Source organism: Noviherbaspirillum album (genome assembly GCF_035916955.1).
Classification (GTDB): domain Bacteria; phylum Pseudomonadota; class Gammaproteobacteria; order Burkholderiales; family Burkholderiaceae_D; genus Noviherbaspirillum; species Noviherbaspirillum album.
Genome location: NZ_JAWIIV010000013.1, coordinates 154,661 through 172,240, shown reverse-complemented (window position 1 = coordinate 172,240; position 17,580 = coordinate 154,661). Strand labels below are relative to the sequence as shown.

The 17,580-nt window shown below is 58.1% G+C and carries 14 protein-coding genes; 6 read left to right on the top strand and 8 right to left on the bottom strand.

The genetic code is table 11. The features are described from left to right. Nucleotides 1-442: 442 nt before the first annotated feature. Both RY831_RS16905 and RY831_RS16900 read right to left on the bottom strand, forming a co-directional pair. Nucleotides 443-1,426 (bottom strand): Bug family tripartite tricarboxylate transporter substrate binding protein, encoded by a 984-nt coding sequence (locus RY831_RS16905; protein WP_326507551.1) that lies wholly within the window; start codon nucleotides 1,424-1,426, stop codon nucleotides 443-445. Between the two features lie 3 nt (nucleotides 1,427-1,429). After that, nucleotides 1,430-2,479 (bottom strand): LacI family DNA-binding transcriptional regulator, encoded by a 1,050-nt coding sequence (locus RY831_RS16900; RefSeq protein ID WP_326507550.1) that lies wholly within the window; start codon nucleotides 2,477-2,479, stop codon nucleotides 1,430-1,432. Nucleotides 2,480-2,761: 282 nt separating this feature from the next. Here RY831_RS16900 and RY831_RS16895 point away from each other — a divergent pair, with 282 nt between their 5' ends. Continuing rightward, nucleotides 2,762-4,612: a tannase/feruloyl esterase family alpha/beta hydrolase gene (locus RY831_RS16895; RefSeq protein ID WP_326507549.1), complete on the top strand. Its 1,851-nt coding sequence runs from the start codon at nucleotides 2,762-2,764 to the stop codon at nucleotides 4,610-4,612. Between the two features lie 428 nt (nucleotides 4,613-5,040). Here the strand turns inward: RY831_RS16895 and RY831_RS16890 are convergent, their stop codons facing one another. Continuing rightward, nucleotides 5,041-5,880, bottom strand: coding sequence for an AraC family transcriptional regulator (locus tag RY831_RS16890; RefSeq protein WP_326507548.1), 840 nt, complete (start codon nucleotides 5,878-5,880; stop codon nucleotides 5,041-5,043). 188 nt (nucleotides 5,881-6,068) lie between these two features. On the opposite strand from RY831_RS16890, the gene RY831_RS16885 reads away from it, so the two are divergent. Beyond that, nucleotides 6,069-6,944: an NAD(P)-dependent oxidoreductase gene (locus RY831_RS16885; RefSeq protein WP_326507547.1), complete on the top strand. Its 876-nt coding sequence runs from the start codon at nucleotides 6,069-6,071 to the stop codon at nucleotides 6,942-6,944. 844 nt (nucleotides 6,945-7,788) lie between these two features. Beyond that, complete coding sequence (locus RY831_RS16880) at nucleotides 7,789-8,229, top strand: MarR family winged helix-turn-helix transcriptional regulator (RefSeq protein ID WP_326507546.1); 441 nt, start codon at nucleotides 7,789-7,791, stop codon at nucleotides 8,227-8,229. A 181-nt stretch (nucleotides 8,230-8,410) separates the two neighbouring features. On the opposite strand, the gene RY831_RS16875 is transcribed toward RY831_RS16880, so the two are convergent. The 4 genes from RY831_RS16875 to RY831_RS16860 form a co-directional block, all read right to left on the bottom strand. Continuing rightward, nucleotides 8,411-9,328: an amidohydrolase family protein gene (locus RY831_RS16875; protein ID WP_326507554.1), complete on the bottom strand. Its 918-nt coding sequence runs from the start codon at nucleotides 9,326-9,328 to the stop codon at nucleotides 8,411-8,413. Nucleotides 9,329-9,424: 96 nt separating this feature from the next. After that, the gene (ligK, locus tag RY831_RS16870; RefSeq protein ID WP_326507545.1) at nucleotides 9,425-10,123 is read right to left on the bottom strand and encodes a 4-carboxy-4-hydroxy-2-oxoadipate aldolase/oxaloacetate decarboxylase; all 699 of its coding nucleotides are present in this window, start codon (nucleotides 10,121-10,123) and stop codon (nucleotides 9,425-9,427) included. A gap of 2 nt (nucleotides 10,124-10,125) precedes the next feature. Next, the gene (locus tag RY831_RS16865) at nucleotides 10,126-11,151 is read right to left on the bottom strand and encodes an amidohydrolase family protein (RefSeq protein ID WP_326507544.1); all 1,026 of its coding nucleotides are present in this window, start codon (nucleotides 11,149-11,151) and stop codon (nucleotides 10,126-10,128) included. Then, on the bottom strand, nucleotides 11,148-12,242 hold the full coding sequence (locus RY831_RS16860; protein ID WP_326507543.1) for a 4-oxalomesaconate tautomerase: 1,095 nt from the start codon (nucleotides 12,240-12,242) through the stop codon (nucleotides 11,148-11,150). Before RY831_RS16860 ends, RY831_RS16865 begins: the two co-directional genes overlap by 4 nt. 126 nt (nucleotides 12,243-12,368) lie before the next feature. Here RY831_RS16860 and RY831_RS16855 point away from each other — a divergent pair, with 126 nt between their 5' ends. The 3 genes from RY831_RS16855 (at nucleotide 12,369) to RY831_RS16845 (ending at nucleotide 15,868) form a co-directional block, all read left to right on the top strand. Next, a complete protein-coding gene (locus RY831_RS16855; protein WP_326507542.1) occupies nucleotides 12,369-13,268 on the top strand; it encodes a LysR substrate-binding domain-containing protein in 900 nt (299 codons plus the stop codon). A gap of 456 nt (nucleotides 13,269-13,724) precedes the next feature. Further along, on the top strand, nucleotides 13,725-14,687 hold the full coding sequence (locus RY831_RS16850) for a Bug family tripartite tricarboxylate transporter substrate binding protein (protein ID WP_326507541.1): 963 nt from the start codon (nucleotides 13,725-13,727) through the stop codon (nucleotides 14,685-14,687). Nucleotides 14,688-14,857: 170 nt separating this feature from the next. After that, complete coding sequence (locus RY831_RS16845) at nucleotides 14,858-15,868, top strand: porin (RefSeq protein WP_326507540.1); 1,011 nt, start codon at nucleotides 14,858-14,860, stop codon at nucleotides 15,866-15,868. 283 nt (nucleotides 15,869-16,151) lie between these two features. On the opposite strand, the gene RY831_RS16840 is transcribed toward RY831_RS16845, so the two are convergent. Next, nucleotides 16,152-17,393, bottom strand: a complete 1,242-nt coding sequence (locus tag RY831_RS16840) for a GAF domain-containing sensor histidine kinase (RefSeq protein WP_326507539.1) — start codon at nucleotides 17,391-17,393, stop codon at nucleotides 16,152-16,154. Nucleotides 17,394-17,580: the final 187 nt, after the last annotated feature.

The window sequence follows — 17,580 nt, the reverse complement described above, 5'->3', positions numbered from 1 at the left end:
GTCAGATTTCCCTCTTCCGTTTCAAGCCTACATGCTTAACGCATGACACAATAAAACGGACGACTTTTGCAGAGATTCCCTAAGTATCTATTGCGAGGGCAAGTTGCCCTGGGTGAACATTCATGAGTCGAGCAAGAGCTTTCCGCAGGCTCCGACGCGAGGAGCCTGACTCCTTCATCCAGCGGCCGATTTAAATGCCGTTTTGTCCTACGCTTCACCGCTCATGCATAACGCCGAAGGTCCGCTTCCGAGGAAACTGTAGGGCTGTTGTGGGTCGCGTTCGGCATTTCCCGCCCTGCCTAGCACCGTCCGGAAAGTGGTTAATAGCCGCCAACCGCAAGAAAGCGATCTTCTGCTGGGCCCGGCCAAAAGGAGCCGTTGTGAAATGTACGGACGCGAGATTCTGAAAAATCAGATGCCCTGACGACGCCTACGGCGCGACTTACTCGGAAACGATTTGCGCCGCTCTCACGACCTTGGTCCACTTCGCAATCTCTTCCGCGATATGAGAAGTTGCTTCCTGCGGTATGCTGGGGATCACTGAGGCCCCACCTGCTGCTAGCCTCTCCTGCATGTCCTGTGTGAGAAGAATTTTTCTAACCAATGAGCTTAACCGCTCTGCAATCGGTGCAGGTAGATTGGCTGGGGCAGCAAGTCCGATCCAGGCTTCGATGGCAACCTCAAAGCCTGCTTCACTCATTGTCGGCACATCCGGAAGCAACTCACTTCGTGCTGCCGCCGTGACGGCAAGAGCACGTAAACGATTCGCCTTGATGTGAGGAAGCGCTGCCAAGTAATTTACGAACATCAGGTCTACTTGGCCATTCAGCATGTCGTTAAGGGCAACGGCATCACCCTTATAGACCACCTCATTAAGTCGGAGATGTGCAGTCTGCCTGAACAGCGCCATGGCAACATGGTTTGACGATCCATAACCGGTTATCGCGACATTGAGCGGTTTGATTTTGTCCTGAGCCACAACGTCCTCAAGGGTCTTTCCACCAAACGAAAGGGAAGCCAGTAGGACATTCGCTGTCTGGGCAACCATGGAGATGTGAGTAAAGTCCCGCTTGGCATCATACCTGACCCGTGGGTTGACCAAGGGATTGATGGCATGGGTGCCGATGCTGGTCAGGATCAGCGTATAACCGTCGGGAACGGCACGCGCGACCGCATCGGAAGCAAGCGAGCCATTCGTCCCTGGGCGGTTGCTGATGATGATCGGTTGTCCAAGTTCTTTGCTTAGCCTGTCCCCAAGCAGGCGACCGATCGCATCGATTGATCCGCCTGCAGGGAAGGGAACGACGAGCGTAATTGGCCTTAGCGGCCATGGCTTTTCAGTGTCGGCAATTGCGGGTGCTGCATGGCTGAGCAGCAAAGTCCCCATCAAAAAGCAAACGAGAAAGCGTAGGAAATTTTGGTTCATTGGTCAGGCACTCTGCCGTTCAATGATGGGCAAGCTGATGCTTACTGTCTTCTCCGTTCTTTCTTTTCCTTCGATGCGGTCAATGATGAACTCAGCTGCCGTCTGACCAAGCAGAGCCCCATCGATACGCACCGTGGTCAAACTTGGATCGAGCGTCGCGGCAAAGTCGAGGTCGCCCGACCCGACAACCGCAAGCTGCTGCGGCACTTTAATTCCGCGTACACGCGCCTCCGTGAGTACACCCATGGCAAGCATGTCGGAGCTGCAATAAGCAGCATCGATATCGGTATGCTCGGAAAGCAGAGAAGACAGTGCCGCCCGTCCGGCACCATGGGTCGTTGGGACCGATACGGTCCGTATCATCGGTAGCGCCATTCCCAGTTCCTGCGCAGCTTTAAGGAAGGCGTCGTTACGCCGCAGGGAACGCGGGTCGTTGCCGCTGATGACTGCGATCTTGGATCGGCCTTTGCGAGCAAGGAATTTACATACTTGCGCGCTTGTGTCTTCGTGAGAGAAACTCACCAGCATGTCGATAGGTTCAGGCGTCACATCCCACGTTTCGACGATCGGGATGCCGGAGAAAGCCAGGAGCTTGCGTGATTCCGCGGAGTGCGTGACACCGGCCAGCACGATCCCGTCCGGACGCCGGCCGATAACGGTACGCAGCATGGCAGCTTCCTGTTCTATGGAGTACCCAACTTGGCCCAGCACGACCTGATATCCCTGCGCTGCAAATCGAGTGGTCAGGGCCTGAATCATGGACGCGAAATGGCCCTGCAATGTCGGCACAAATGCAGCAATGAGGCGGGTCTTGGAAGAACGCAGGCTGCCTGCCGAAAGATTCGGAACATATCCTGTCTTCTCGGCTGCTGCCAGCACCTTCGCCAAGGTTTTCGGCGAAAGCTGTTTTGGATCGTTGAAAGCGCGGGAGACGGTAACCAAGGACACCCCGGCCAGCGCGGCCACGTCATGGATGGTCACTGGGTTGCCCGGCCGTGCTTTTAGAAGATTAGGATCTGCCATCACAAAATGGGGCATTGGATAAAAAGCCAATTGTCACCGTTCCTCGATCGACTTTCCAACTATTGTTCTCATCAACATCGTGTTGGCAATAGAGCCTATTCCCGTTGACCACACAAACGGAAGGATTCGGTTAAAGCTCTGAGACGTATTGCACCTCATTAACAAAAAAGCATTTCTTTAGAGAGATATGCATCATAGTGCATTTTATGGGCGTAAATTATTGAATGAAAACGTTATCAAGAAATGTTTTGCGTATCCTGCGTTATCAATCGTAAGATGAGCACTCCAATTCAATGAGATGGAGACATAGCGATGCAATCCTTTTCCAACGTGCGCGTTGCCATACGTGTTGCTTTGGCGTTGATGGCCGGCGGTTCCGCCGCTGCCTTGGTCGGCTGTGGTAGCAGCGACGACAATTCCGATCAAGCGCCGCAGCAGGCTCCCCAGTCCACCCTGGTTTGCGACGACAGCATGAAAACGGCATTCGCCCCGGATGCCAGTACCACGGTGACCATGGTGAAGTCTTTCAAGAAGGGCGAGCCACTGCTACTGACCGGCGCTGCTACGCCGACAACGCCTACGGCAAGCAATGACGTCTGCGTAGTCAAGCTCAATGTCGGTCCCGGCAATACTGGCCCTGCAGACGCGCCGTCGACCTCGCCTGGCATTGGCATTGAAGTCTGGCTGCCGGCACCAGCCAACTGGAATAACCGCCTGCATCTGAAGGGCGGCGGTGGCTGGGCAGGCACGGCCGAACGCTCCACCACGACCTTGGTTGGAACAAGCTCGGGCAGTTCCGGCTCGGTGGCTACTACGGCCATGGTTGAAGGCGCAGTGTCGGCATCGACCGATACAGGTCACACCGGCACAGTCCCAGGACGGGACGCGTCCTGGGCAATGAACCCGGACGGCACCATCAATACTGCGCTCTGGCGTGACTTTTCCGAGCGCGCCATCCACGAGATGGCCGTTAAAACTAAGGCACTGGCCAAGTCCTACTACGGCCGTGACGCCCGGTATTCCTACTTCAATGGTTTCTCTACTGGTGGACGTCAGGGCATGAAGGAAGCGCAAGCCAACCCCGCCGATTTCGACGGTATCCTGGCAGGAGCGCCGGCATTCAACTGGACCAAGTTCATCACCGCCGAGTTGTACCCACAGATCGTCTACCAGCGTGATCTTGGCGGCGTGAATCTCACGGCTGGCCAGCTGAGTCTCATGTCGAATGCTGCCATCGACGCGTGCGGTACAGTCGGGGGTGTCAAACTTGGCTACATTCCTGATCCATCGCAGTGCACCTATGATCCGCGCAAGGACGCGAACGTCCTATGCAACGGGCAAGCAGGTGTCGGCATCACCGGAGCGAATACGACTGCCAACTGCGTCAACCTGACGCAGGCAACTGCCATGAACAAGATCTGGTACGGTCAAACAGTCGACGGCAGCGTGCCAGATCCAGCGGCGGACAACGGTTGGAGCATCACGCCGAGCGGCAGCCAGAAATGGTACGGCCTCACGCGTGGTACCGATTTGAATGCAGGACTTGGCGGCGCTACTCAGTTCCCGATCGCCAGCGAGATGGTCGCCCTGGAACTGCAGAATCCGCTGCTGGCCAGCAATCTGTTCCGAAACGCCACCGGCAATGGTGCCGACCGCTGGAAAAGCCTGACCTACGCGGAACTAGCTAATGCTTCAGATCGAGGCGTGGCACTACAGCCGCAGTTCGCGAACATCAATACCGACAACCCGGATCTGTCCGCCTTCAGAAACCGTGGCGGCAAGCTGCTTTCGTACCACGGCTTGGCGGATACACTGATCATGCCGCAAGGGACGGTCAACTATTACAATCGGGTTGCGGCACAAATGGGGGGCATTCCGGCGATCCAGAGCTTCTATCGTTTCTACCTAGTACCGGGCATGGCTCACGGTTTTGCCAATGGCACGTCCAACCCTACTGCCAACCCGCCGCTGCCGACCAACGATCAGCTGTACCGATTATTGACCGACTGGGTTGAAAATGGTACTGCGCCCGGCACGATCACCGCCACGGCACCGGCTACTGCCACGCTGGGACAGAAGAGCCGCCCGCTCTGCCTGTATCCCCAAAAGGCAACCTACACCAGTGGCGATCCGAACGTGGCGTCAAGCTACACCTGCTCCTGAACATCCTTCTCTGTACTGGAAGCCCCGTGAATCCACGGGGCTTTTTTCATGATTTAATCTTTGCAGGCGATCACTTCAATAAATGCTTGGCTTGGCAAACGAAAAGCCAATGAGATTAATGCATCGTTATGTTCGCATTTGGTCTAGGTCGTGTGAAAACGCCTTGATGGTGCGCGCCTGTCAGGATGTGCAAGTGAGCGGCAGCTATGGGGATGCGGATATGGCAGCTTAGGGTCGATAGCGCCATTTCGAGTCCTAGACGTCAATGTCGGAAAGGTGGTCCATAGCCGTCGACCACCGTGAGAAAGGCGCCACTGCCCTCCACGGCGGTTTCTGGCCTTCTGTTCCGATCCTTCGTTGCTCATGCAGGGTACGGTCAACGGCAGTTTAGCTTCGGACTACGGTCAATTATGACTATTCGACAGCCGTTAGCTTGTCGAACGTCTACGCAAGTCGGTAGGCGTTACGCCAAGCAGGCGCCGCATCCACCGCGCAAGGTGGCTCTGGTGGGCGAAGCCTACATCCAAGGCAATCTGACTCACAGGGAGGTTACTGACTTGTAAAAGCGTTCTAGCTCGTTCAACACGCCGGCGGATAACGTATTCATGGACCGGAATTCCCTCGGCGCGTTTAAAAAGAGCACTAAAGTGAGAAACACTCATATCAAGGAGGGCAGCCAGTCGCGCCAGCGCCAAGTCTTGGTCGAGATTATCTTCGATATAGTCCGTCACCTTGCGCAACTGGCGCTTTCCCAAGCCGCCGTACGGAAGCGGTGGGGCGCCATAGCGTCCAAGCAAATGGATTGCCAGCGCCATTCCCAACAAGTCGGTATATATTCTTCCGCCAGGATAGGCATCTGCACGTTCAACGTTAAGAGCCCACGCAAGGTGCTCAATTTGAGGATCCCTGATTTGGAAGCGGGCCTCCAGTCCACTCATTCGCGCGCCCACACCCGCCTGTTCCGCAGCATCCCTCAAAATTGCGTTGGGGAGTTTCACGACCAGGGTCGTACTCGGCGTAAATTCTTCCCATTCCTCTAGCATCCCGGCAGGCATGATGTCGACGTCGCCAGCGCGATAATGCAAGCGAGTATTGCATGCGCAATCGAGCGGTCCAGCATGCACTTTGATGAAGTTGTCCGCTTGCGTATGCACGGTCACGAAACCGGGCAAGCGCCGCTCAATACTGGCATGAACGTGAGGACCTAAGCTTGCGCCAGCATTTGGGTATTTTGATGGCGCCGAGGTGAGCGTGGAAGTGGAAGTCATTGTTGCGCACGTCCTACAAAGTTTGGAAATCAGTATATCACTCACCCATGGCGGACATTTTGCCGTCGATTTGTGCTCTCGAAGATCGATTTGTGCGCGAACCAGTCGCGCATTCCGAGGAATATGATGCATCCGACGCGACGTCGGAGTTCTCGATTTTCCATATATCTGACAGGGAGTGTCTTGTAATGAATGCGATATCAATTATTGGACTGGGAGCCATGGGGATGGCACTAGCAAAGACGTTATTAAACAAAGGTGTCAAGGTTACCGTTTGGAACCGTACCAGCACAAAAGCGGAGCCGTTGGTACAAAACGGCGCAACCTTAGCTAAGGACGTACTGACTGCGGTACAGGCCAGTCCGGTCGCGCTGGTTTGCGTATCCAACTACCCGACGGCTAAGGAAATCCTTGATGCTCGAGGCGTGACGGAAGCCCTAAAGGGGAAAGTGCTACTTCAACTAAGCACCGGAACGCCGCAGGAAGCCCGCGATAGCGAACGCTGGTCCAGCGAGCGCAATGTTGATTACATTGATGGTGCGATCCTGGCTACGCCGAATCAGATTGGCGGCGAGGCTGGCATCATATTTGTCTCAGGACAGGAGGCCGCATACCAAAAGGTACTCCCATTGCTAGCGCATCTGACAGGTAACGTCCGCTATCTCGGCGAAGAGGTAGGCTTGGCGTCCACGGTCGATTTGGCGACGCTTTCGTTTTTGCTCAATGCACTGCTCGGTTTTTACCACGGTGCGAACATTTACCGTGCGGAAGGTCTATCGGTAGCTGATTTTGGTACATCGATCAGCCAGTTGATGCCTGCCATCGACGAAATGGTCAGGCATGAGGCTGAGGTTATCGAGTCCGGCACCTATGAGTCCGTTGAGAGCTCGGTAAAAGTCGTGGTGGATACCTTCGAACTGCATCGCCAGCACGCGGCCGAGGCAAACATCAACGCGGATATTCCTACCGCGGCCTCGGCGATCTTCGGTAAAGCCGTCGCGGCTGGGTATGGCGAGCAGCAGGTAGCGGCACTCTTCAAAGTCCTGGAACGCAAGCATGAATGAGGACGGTGACAAGCCACTATGGTACGTCAACCCGCGTGGAGAACGGCCGCTTCAAGTCATTGGCGAACCCTACGCGTATATCTTTGTTCATGTCAGGAGCGCTAGCGCCTGACCGGTTCTCGTTCAGCTACCGCGCTCTATGTCCCGCTAAGTGGGTCTCAGTGAGCAGTCAATAGGTTATCTGATAGCTCAAATCGAATGCGGCCAAAGAGCTTTGCTTTTTGGTTCGCACTTCGCTCCGTGGCTTGGATGCTATCGCTTCTACATTGAATGTCCGCTATCCAGAGATCCTTCCGGCCGGTAAGGGTCGTCTGCTGTCGAAGGAAAATTAGTCGCGAGTGGCGGGTTAGGGTAACACTGCGGCCGCACAGCCAGGGTGGGCAACAAAGTCTAAATTTTCTGTCATGCAGAATGAAGTGGGCAACACAGTGCGAATATCCTGCAAACCAAGCCATCAGGAATGTAATTGGACTTTGTTGTCCATTTATGAGGCATTTTGTTGTCCGCTGACTGTGTAGTCCTAGCGCACCACGTCCTCGACCGCGTCGGAGAATGTGAATTTGACATGACCTTTGAACGAGGCCGTTTCAAAATCCCGCAATGCGTCGCCTCAGAAGGTAATGCTGATAAAGTTGGCGCCGACCGGTCTGATATTGACGACTTCCACACCCCGCTGTTTTATCTCATACCAACCCGCTGAGCATGACGTGCGTGCGATGCATGCGAATCCCGCAAGAGATGCGAGCCAGTTTTCATTGTGTTGGCCTTTTGGTTGATAATGTCTCCTATCTTGAAAAAACAAGATGAGAAAGTCAACCAAAAAACCAAGGATGCGACCACGAGCATGTCTGACATTTCCGACGAGGTATTCGAGTCCATACACGCGATCATGCATCTCTACCGCTCCCGGCAGTACCGGGCGCTTCGCGAAGGTGGACATGACCTGACGCATATGGAAACCAAGGTGCTTGGCTACTTTGCAAGGCACCCTGGAGCAACGCAAAGCGATCTCGTCGCGCATACCGGGCGCGACAAGGCCCAGCTTGCGCGTTTGATCAAGGGGCTGAGGGATAGGGATTTCCTCGAAGCGAGTACCGATGCGGCGGATCGCCGCAGCGTTCGCCTGCAGGTCACGGCTGCGGGCCAGGAAGTCTTCCGGCGCCTGCGGCTTCAGGGACGGCACCTGTCGAGTGTCGCCGTCAAGGGACTGGCCGACGCCGAGCGCGGCATGCTGGTGACATTGCTCCAGCGGGTCCGTGCCAATCTGGACAATGACGCGGAATGAAGGAAGGAGCCTGGAGCGTTTTCACCCTGACCTGCCTGCCGATCCCGGACAGAATGCCGGCGGCACTGCGTTGTGACTCCTTGCCATGGCTTGGCCATGTCGCGTCTTCACGCCTTGTTCCAGCGACATTCTGCCTCGGCCTCGACTAGGCCGGTCAGGGTGAAAACGCTCTAGATCGAACTCAAACTTCTTCCGGCCAGTACAGGCGCATGGGATTGTCCACCAGCAGTTTTCGCTGAAGCTCGGCGGTCGGCGCAATGTGCGGGATGAAGTCGACCAGCAATCCGTCGTCGGGCATGTGATCCTTCAGATTGGGATGCGGCCAGTCGGTGCCCCAAAGAACGCGATCTGGAAATTCCTCGACAATGCGCCGGGCGAATGGCACCACGTCGCGGTAGGCTTCCCGTTCGCCGTTCAGCGCCCGCGGTCCGCGCACCGACAGGCGCTCCGGGCAGCTGACCTTGCTCCAGACCTGCGGATTCTCGCGCATGAATTTCATGAACAGCGCGAACTCCTCGCCGTCGACCGGCTTTCTGACATCGGGGCGGCCCATGTGATCGACTACTACCTTGGTCGGCAGCGCGGTAAAGAAATCCCATAGTTCCGGCAAGTCCTGCGCCTCGAAATAGATCACCACGTGCCAGCCGAAGCGCGCTATGCGCCCGGCGATTTCCATCAGCTCGTCCTTGGGCGTGAAGTCGACCAGGCGCTTGACGAAATTGAACCGTACACCGCGCACGCCAGCGTCGTGCAATTGCTGCAACTCCTGGTCGCCGATGCCGCGGCGGACGGTCGCCACGCCGCGCGCCTTGCCGCCGGACGCAATGCAGGCATCGATCATCGCCCGGTTGTCTGCGCCGTGGCAGGTAGCTTGCACGATCACGTTGCGGGAGAAGCCGAGATGGTCGCGCAGTGCAAACAATTGCGCCTTGCCGGCATCACAAGGCGTGTACTTTCGTTCCGCGGCGAACGGGAATTCGGCGCCCGGGCCGAATACATGACAATGCGCGTCGACCGCGCCGGCCGGCAGTTGGAAGCGGGGTGTGCTTGGATCGGGATGCCAGTCGAGCCAGCCTGGAGTTTTAACGAATTCCATCACCATATTATTTCTTCAGATGTTCGGGATACCGCATCGGCCAATGCGGCCAATGCGAAAGTTATTGAATCGATGTCCATGATGATGCCAGCGGTTCTTCTAGTCGACATACTTGAGCCCGGCCTTTTCCAGCGGGCCGCGCATGTTGTACATGTCCAGGCCCAGCACGCCCGAGGCCAGCTTCTCGCGCTTCTCGCCTTCAAGGGCTTCGCGCTTTTGCGCGGCTTCGGCAATACGCACCGCATCGGCGGCGGGCACGACGACCACGCCGTCGTCATCGGCCACGATCGCGTCGCCCGGATTGACCAGGGCGCCGGCGCATACCACCGGGATGTTGACCGAGCCCAGCGTCGCCTTGATGGTGCCCTTGGCGCTGATGGACTTGCTCCAGACAGGAAAGCCCATTTCGGTCAGCACCTTCACGTCCCGCACGCCGGCGTCGATGATCAGCGCCCTGGCGCCGCGCGCCATGAAGCTGGTGGCAAGCAGGTCGCCGAAGTAACCGTCGGTGCACTCCGCGGTAACAGCGGCGACCACGATGTCGCCCGGCTGGATCTGTTCCGCTGCGACGTGCATCATCCAGTTGTCGCCCGGATGCAGCAGCACGGTGACGGCGGTGCCGGACACCTGCGCGCCGCTGTAGATCGGGCGCATGTAGGGCTTCATCAGGCCGACGCGGCCCATCGCTTCATGCACCGTGGCGCTGCCGTATTTGGCAAGCTGCGCGGTTGCTGCGGCATCAGCGCGGACAATGTTGCGTTTCACCACGCCCAGTTGGTTGAAGAGCGGAGTCGTCATCGTCATTGTCCTTTCGCCTTGAGGGCTGCATCCAGACGCGGATAGACGCGGCGTGCATTGCCCTCGAAAATCTTGTGCCGGTCTTCATCGCTCAGGCTGGCCGCCTCGATGTAGCGCTTCGTATCGTCATAGTAGTGCCCGGTTTCCGGATCGATGCCGCGCACCGCGCCGATCATCTCCGATGCGAACAGCACGTTCTCGACCGGAATTACCTTGGTCAGCAAATCGATGCCCGGTTGGTGATAGACGCAGGTATCGAAGAAGATGTTGTTGAGGAGATGGTCCTTGAGCGGCGGCTTCTTCATTTCCTGCGCCAGCCCGCGGTAACGGCCCCAGTGATACGGCGCCGCGCCGCCGCCATGCGGAATGATGAACTTGAGGGTAGGGAAATCCTTGAACAGGTCGCCTTGCAGCAGCTGCATGAAGGCGGTCGTGTCGGCATTGATGTAGTGCGCGCCGGTGGTGTGGAAGCAGGCATTGCAGGACGTCGAGACATGGATCATTGCCGGGATGTCGTATTCCACCATCTTTTCGTAGATCGGATACCAGTGGCGGTCGGTCAGCGGCGGGCTGGTCCAGTGGCCGCCGGAGGGATCCGGATTCAGGTTGATGGCGACGAAGCCGTATTCCTTCACGCATTTTTCGAGTTCGGCAATGCTGGTGGCCGGATCGACGCCAGGCGACTGCGGCAGCATCGCCGCACCGATGAAGTGGTCCGGGAACAGCTTGCTGACGCGATGGCAAAGTTCGTTGCAGATCGCAGCCCAGGTGGCGCTGGTATTGAAGTCGCCGATATGGTGCGCCATGAAGCTGGCGCGCGGCGAGAAGATGGTGAGGTCGGAACCGCGCTCCCTCATCTTGGCGAGCTGGTTGGTTTCAATGCTCTCGCGCAGTTCGTCGTCGCTGATCTGCAGTTCGGAGACCTTCGGCGCGAGCGTCGCATCCTTCAGCCCGGCGATCTGGCGGTTGCGCCAGGCTTCCAGCGCTCCGGGAGCCGTGGTGTAGTGGCCGTGGATATCGATGATCAAGCTGTTTCTCCTTTGTTCCATACCGATGTGGGGACCATGACTTGTCCGCGCATGATGAGGCGGGCTGTGCGCAGCAGTGCTGCACGCGTGACATTCTGGGGATTGGCCGGATCGAGTTCGAGCTCCACTGAAAACTCGCCGGTGGGATGCTCGACCGAAATCTGCTTGATGCCGCCTTCGGGCACCCTGGCAACGCCTTCGGCGACCGAGCCTTTCAACACGCAGGCGGTGGCGACCGTTACCGCGGCCAGCACGCCGATCGCATCGTGGCAGACGTGCGGAATGAAACTGCGGGTGTTCAGGCTGCCGCCGGAGCGCGGCGGGGCGATCAGCGTCATCTTCGGATAGTTCTTCTCCTTCACGTCGCCCAGGCCCATGGCATGGCCGCAGGCGATGCGCAGCCGCTCGATGCGGGCCTTCAGTTCGGTGTCGGCATTGAGCTCGGCCACGCTTTCATAGCCAGTGCGTCCGACTGCCTCGGCCTTGAACATGACAAGCGGCATGCCGTTGTCTATGCAGGTGACTTCAATGCCGTCGATCACGTCCCGCACCTTGCCGGTCGGAAGAAGCCCTGAGCATACCGAACCGGCGGTATCGAGGAAATTGATGGTGATCGGCGCCGAGGTTCCCGGCACGCCGTCGATGCGCGCGTCGCCGCTGTAGGCGACGCGGCCGCCGGGGGTCTGCACGGTGATGTCGCACTGCATGTCGGTGTTAAGGGTCAGCACGCGCAGGGTGGTGGCGTCGCCCTGAACCTGTGCAAGGCCGGTTTCGATGGCGAAGGGCACCACGGCGGCCAGCATGTTGCCGCAGTTGGGCGTGGTATCGACGGACTCCTTGTCCGGCTGCAGCTGGGCAAACAGGAAATCGATATCGACGCCCGGCACGCTGCTGCGGCGGACGATGCCGACCTTGCTCGTCAGAGGATGTGCGCCGCCCAATCCGTCGATCTGCCGCATGTCGGGAGAGCCCATGACGGCAAGCAGGACACGATCGCGTGTTTCCCTGTCGGCCGGGAGGTCGGACTCGGCGAAGAAAGGACCGCGTGAGGTCCCGCCGCGCATGAAAAGGGTGTTGATGGAGGTTTGCATAGCGCGCATTTTCCATCGGTTGCAAGCCTGGAGTAAGACCTGGCGCGTTCTAGCAGCTATCGCGATTTGCTATATCATTGGTGCACCTATTTCATTCGGGGATTCCTAGCCGGTCGGAGCAGCATCATGGACATCAAGCAACTTGCCTATTTCGTGCGTGTCGCCGAACTCGGGAGCTTTACCCGGGCGTCCACCGCGCTGGACATCGCGCAGCCGGCGCTGAGCCGGCAGGTGCGGCTGCTGGAAGTGGAATTGCGCCAGACCCTGCTACTGCGCAACGGCCGCGGCGTTACCCTCACCGAAGCCGGCAAGGTCCTGCTGGAACACAGCCGCGGCGTGCTGCACCAGATGGATCGCCTGCGCGAGGAATTGTCGCGAGTGCACGGCTCGCTCGCCGGCCGAGTCGCGATCGGACTTCCGCCCACTCTGTCGAAGATCCTGACCGTCCCTATCACACGGGAATTCAAGGCGTTGATGCCTGAGGCCACGCTTTCCATCGGTGAGGGACTGTCGAAGACCATGCAGGAGTCCCTCCTGTCCGGCCGCCTTGATATTGCACTTCTCTATAACGCCTTGCCCTCGCCGGAAATCGACTTGCTTCCGCTGGTGGAGGAGGAATTGCTGCTGGTGCAGCGCCTGGAAGATACGGGTGGCGGCAAGCCGGTGAAGCTGCGCGACATCGGCAAGCATTCATTGATCATTCCCAGCCGACCGAATGCCTTGCGCATGCATGTGGAAACGGAGCTCATCAATATCGGCGTGCAGCCGAAGATAGCAATGGAAGTCGATGGTGTCGGCGCGATCCTCGACCTGGTGGCCGACGGCGCAGGCAAGGCCATCCTGTCGCGTAACGCGGTGACCACCGCAGCGCATCCGAAGCGTTACTCGATGCGTCGTATTGTCGAGCCGGGCCTGCGTTCGAAACTGTTCATTGCCATCAATTCCCGTCGCCCCGCGACCGGCACCCAGCAGGCAATGCTGCAGCTGCTGGAAAAGGTGGCCAAGGATATCCTGCGCGAATCCTGACTGGGTACCTAGTGGTGCGAGTTAAAATTTTTTGATCAAATGATGGGCGAGAATCATGCCGCCGATACTGCGTCAAAAAAGCACAGCAAGGCCCCGGCCTTGCTGTGCTTTTTTCCTTGTCTCGACAGGAGTTCGCCACATTTGCTTTCAACAAATTTCGAACGCACACCACCAGCGGCTACGATGCAGTACGCCATCCCCCTTCAACTGTCTGCAATCCACCTTCATTGCAAGTATTGCCATCACGCTCTGTTATAACAATCTGCTATAGCAGCTAGCGCTGATATCGTATTGTTCATGTATCGGCGCTGTTCCATAATCGGCCCGAAATGAAGCGGCGTGGGACCACCAAGTCCTCCGAACAGCTTCAGCCGGCGCTCTGCCGTCGGCATGACGTGCCGCCAAGAGCACGACATTCTCTCCAATCATCAAGGTGCGTCAATGATCCGACAAGTAATGAAAAATATGCAGTGCTGCGTTGCGGCGCTGTCGCTCGTAATGTCCGCGTCCGCATTCGCACAGGACTATCCCAGCAAGCTGGTGAAGATTGTCGTGCCTTTCGGGGCCGGTGGAATCGCCGACCTTACCGTGCGGACGGTAGCGCAGAAAATGTCGGAATCGATGAAGCAGCCGATCATTGTTGAAAATCGTCCGGGTGCCGGCGGCATCGTGGCCGCGGATGCGGTTGCCAAGGCAAGTGCGGATGGCTATACGCTGCTGTTGATCAGTAACGGCACGGCGGTCAGTGCCGGCCTGTTCAAGAAGCTGCCGTACGACACGCTCAAAGATTTCACACCCATCTCCACGCTCGGTTTCTTCGATCTGGCGATGATCGTCAACAAGAAACTGCCAGTCAAGAATGCCGCCGATCTGATTGCCTACGCCAGGAAAAATCCGGGCAAGCTCAATATCGGCACCATCAATCGGGGAAGCACGCAGAACCTGGCCGCCGAACTCTTCGTTTCGATGGCCGGCATCGATGCACTCATTGTCCCTTACAAGGGAACGCCTGAAGTGATTACCGCGGTTACCACTGGTGAGCTCGATGCAGCGGTGGAGATTCTTGGTCCGACGCTGCCGCAGATCAGGGCCGGCAATCTCAATGTCATTGGCGTGACTTCCGCGAAGCGTTTTTCGGGCTTGCCGGACGTGCCCACCGTGGGAGAAAGCGGACTGCCCAACTACCAGGCGGCCTCGTGGAACGGCCTGGCCGCGCCGGCCGGCACGCCCAAGGCCGTCATTGACCGTCTGAACAAGGAGATCAATACGGCGGTGTCGAATCCGGACATCAGGAAGCGCTTGCTGGAACTCGGCGTGGTCGCGCAGGGCGGCACTCCGGATGCGGCAAAGAACCTGCTGGCCTCCGATATCGCGAAATGGGGCGGGGTGATCGAGAAGGCAAAGATTGAAAAGCAGTGAGGACGCGGCAATAACAGTAAAGAGATAGTCAATTCGCCTGTGCCTGTGGCTGTGCCTTTGAGTGCGAGGCAGGGAGGCATGTCGCGCAAGACCTCGCAAAGGCTTGCAAAGGCTTGAAGTTTTTATTCCTTTAACCCGGTATGACAACAATGAAAAAGAAAACAAATAACATGATGAGGCTTGGAGCGGGCTTCATCGTTGCGGGCGCGGCATTGAATGCGTTCGCACAACAGACTACGCAGGTCCAGATGTACGGACTGGTCGGTGCCTATGTAGCGAAATCGGAGCGCAGCGGCGGACCCGCCGCCGTCACGCAGCTTGGTCACGGCGGCCTGACTACCTCGTACTGGGGCGTGCGGGGCAGCGAAGACATGGGCAGCGGTTACAAGGCGATATTCGCGCTGGAGAGCTTCTTCCAGACCGACACCGGCGGTCTGGGCCGCAACGCGGTCGATGGCCTGTTCGCGCGCAATGCCTTCGTCGGCGTCGATAGCCGCTTCGGCCGTCTCACCTTCGGCCGCCAGACCAATCCGACCTATATCAACATGGGTACGCTGAGCCCGTTCGGCGTCTCGGTCGTGTTTTCGCCGCTGGTGTTGCAATCTTTCGTCGGTACCTATAACGGAGCACTGATCGGCGATACGGTCTGGAACAACACCATCCAGTACGCCACGCCACGAGTCGGCGGGCTGGCCGGCAACATCATCTACGGACTCGGCGAGGTGCCCGGCAGCAGCGGGCGGGCCAACCTCGGCCTGCATGCGAATTACGTCAACGGGAATTTCAGCGCGGCGTTTTCCGCGCAGCGTTTTCGGGTGCCGGTCACCGCACCGCTGGCACAGCAGAACGCCTATCTGCTGGGTGCGACTTATGATTTCAAGGCTGTCAAGGTGTATGGCTCGCTCGCGAAGACGGACAGCAGCGGCGTGTCCAGCAATACCCGTACTCATGATGTCGGTGTGCGCGTGCCGATCACGCAGAGCGGGGCGCTTCTGGCGGAATGGGCGCATACCAAGCGCGAGCGCGCCGGCCTGCCGGACAACAAGCGCAACACTGCATCGATAGGCTATGACCATTTCCTGTCGAAGCGAACGGATGTTTATGCGGTCTATTCCCGCGACAAGCAGACCGGCTTCGAATCGGCAGACACCATCGGTTTTGGCGTGCGTCATACATTCTGACAGGCAGGCAAGGTGCGGCATCAGCCTGCCGCACCTTGCCAAGATGATCGAGATGGGGAGTATCCGGCCCGGCTTGCAGGAGCGTTAGCTCCGAGGGGCCGCGCTATTGTTCCAGCTAGAGCGTTTTCGCCCTGACCGGCCTAGTCGAGGCCGAGGCAGAGTGCCGCTGGAACAAGGCGTGACGACGCGACATGGCCAAGCCATGGCAAGGAGTCACAGCGCAGTGCCGGCAGCATCCTGTCCGGGATCGGCAGGCAGGTCAGGGTGAAACCGCTCTAGTCATTCAATCTGCGTTCGCCTTGTCATCTGACCTGTCATGGCCGGCATTGTCACCGATGTCGTTTTCCGCCTCCTGCGACAGCGGCATACGGAACCAGAATCGCGTTCCGTCTTCGGCAGACGAGACATGAAGCGTGCCGCCATGGGCGCGCGCAACTTCCGACGCAATGTAGAGGCCAAGCCCTATCCTGCTGTTCTGGTGGCTGTTCGAATGGCGGGAGAAGGGTTCAAACAGCGTCTCCAGCATATCCGCGGGAATCGGTGTGCCCTGGTTTGCAACCGAAAACTCGAAGACCCCGTCACGGCAGTTTGCTTCCACATGGACCGGCGCATCGCTCGCGCCATGTGCCAATGCATTGCCGACAAGATTGGAAAAAAGCTGGCTGATCCGGCTGCGATCGCAAGGTACGTCGCGCGAAATGGCAACGGCGGTCCTGATCTCGCGGTCCGGCCAGGCGCTCCGGAGTTCATCGATCACCTGTTCCAGGTCCGCCTGAGTCAGGATGTTCCGGCGCACCACCGGCACTCCCGTGCCCAGCCGCACGCGCGCCACATCCAGAACGTCGTCCACCAGCGCGACCATCCGCTGCACGCTGCGCTGAATCATCTGCAGCGCGGTTGCTCCCCGGCTGCCGAGGCTTTCCATTTTCAGGATTTCCGCCCCGGCATCGATTGCGGCCAGCGGGTTGCGCAAATCGTGGCTCAGCGTGGCGACGAAACGCTCGCGCCGGGCGGCCATGTCACGCTCATGCCGCAGGTTGTCCTGCGCGAGTTCAAGCTTGTCCTGGGCCTGCAGATGAAACATGATGAGATCGGCGAACAGCCTGAACATCTTCACGATCTCGGGACGGTTCAGTTTTGCGGGGCTGGGATCGATGGAGCACAGGGTGCCGAAGAAGCGACCATCGGGATAGAAAATGGGCATCGAAATGTAGCTCTGGAAACCATACATTGCCGGTGTATGGTGCTGGCAATAGACGGAGTCTTCGGCCACATGATCGATGACAACCTCCTTTCTGCTGGCCCGGATTTCGTTGCAGATGGTCGTTTCGACCTTCAGTTCGCCGCCCGGCTTCAGGCCGAAGTTGATATCGTCGCGCACCGCGCAGGCAATCCACCGGTCCTCGGTCACCCGCGCTACTGCGGCAAAGCCCATGCCGCTGGTACGGCAGATCACTTCAAGAATCGCGGGAACGGCGTCGATCCGCGATACCGCACTCACGTCTGCTTCAAGGTCATTCACCATAGTGTTGCTCGGAACATTAAGCTCGTTGTCGTCATGAGCGCTGGCATGTCATTTCAGCATCCGATATGCATAAATGAAGCACTGACTGAATGCAGCAGCGGAATTGCATGGAAGTCTGATTCAATGTGAAGCCAGTGGCAGACTGTTCTACCTGTTCTTGCTGTTCTAGCTGTTCTTCTTCCCAAAC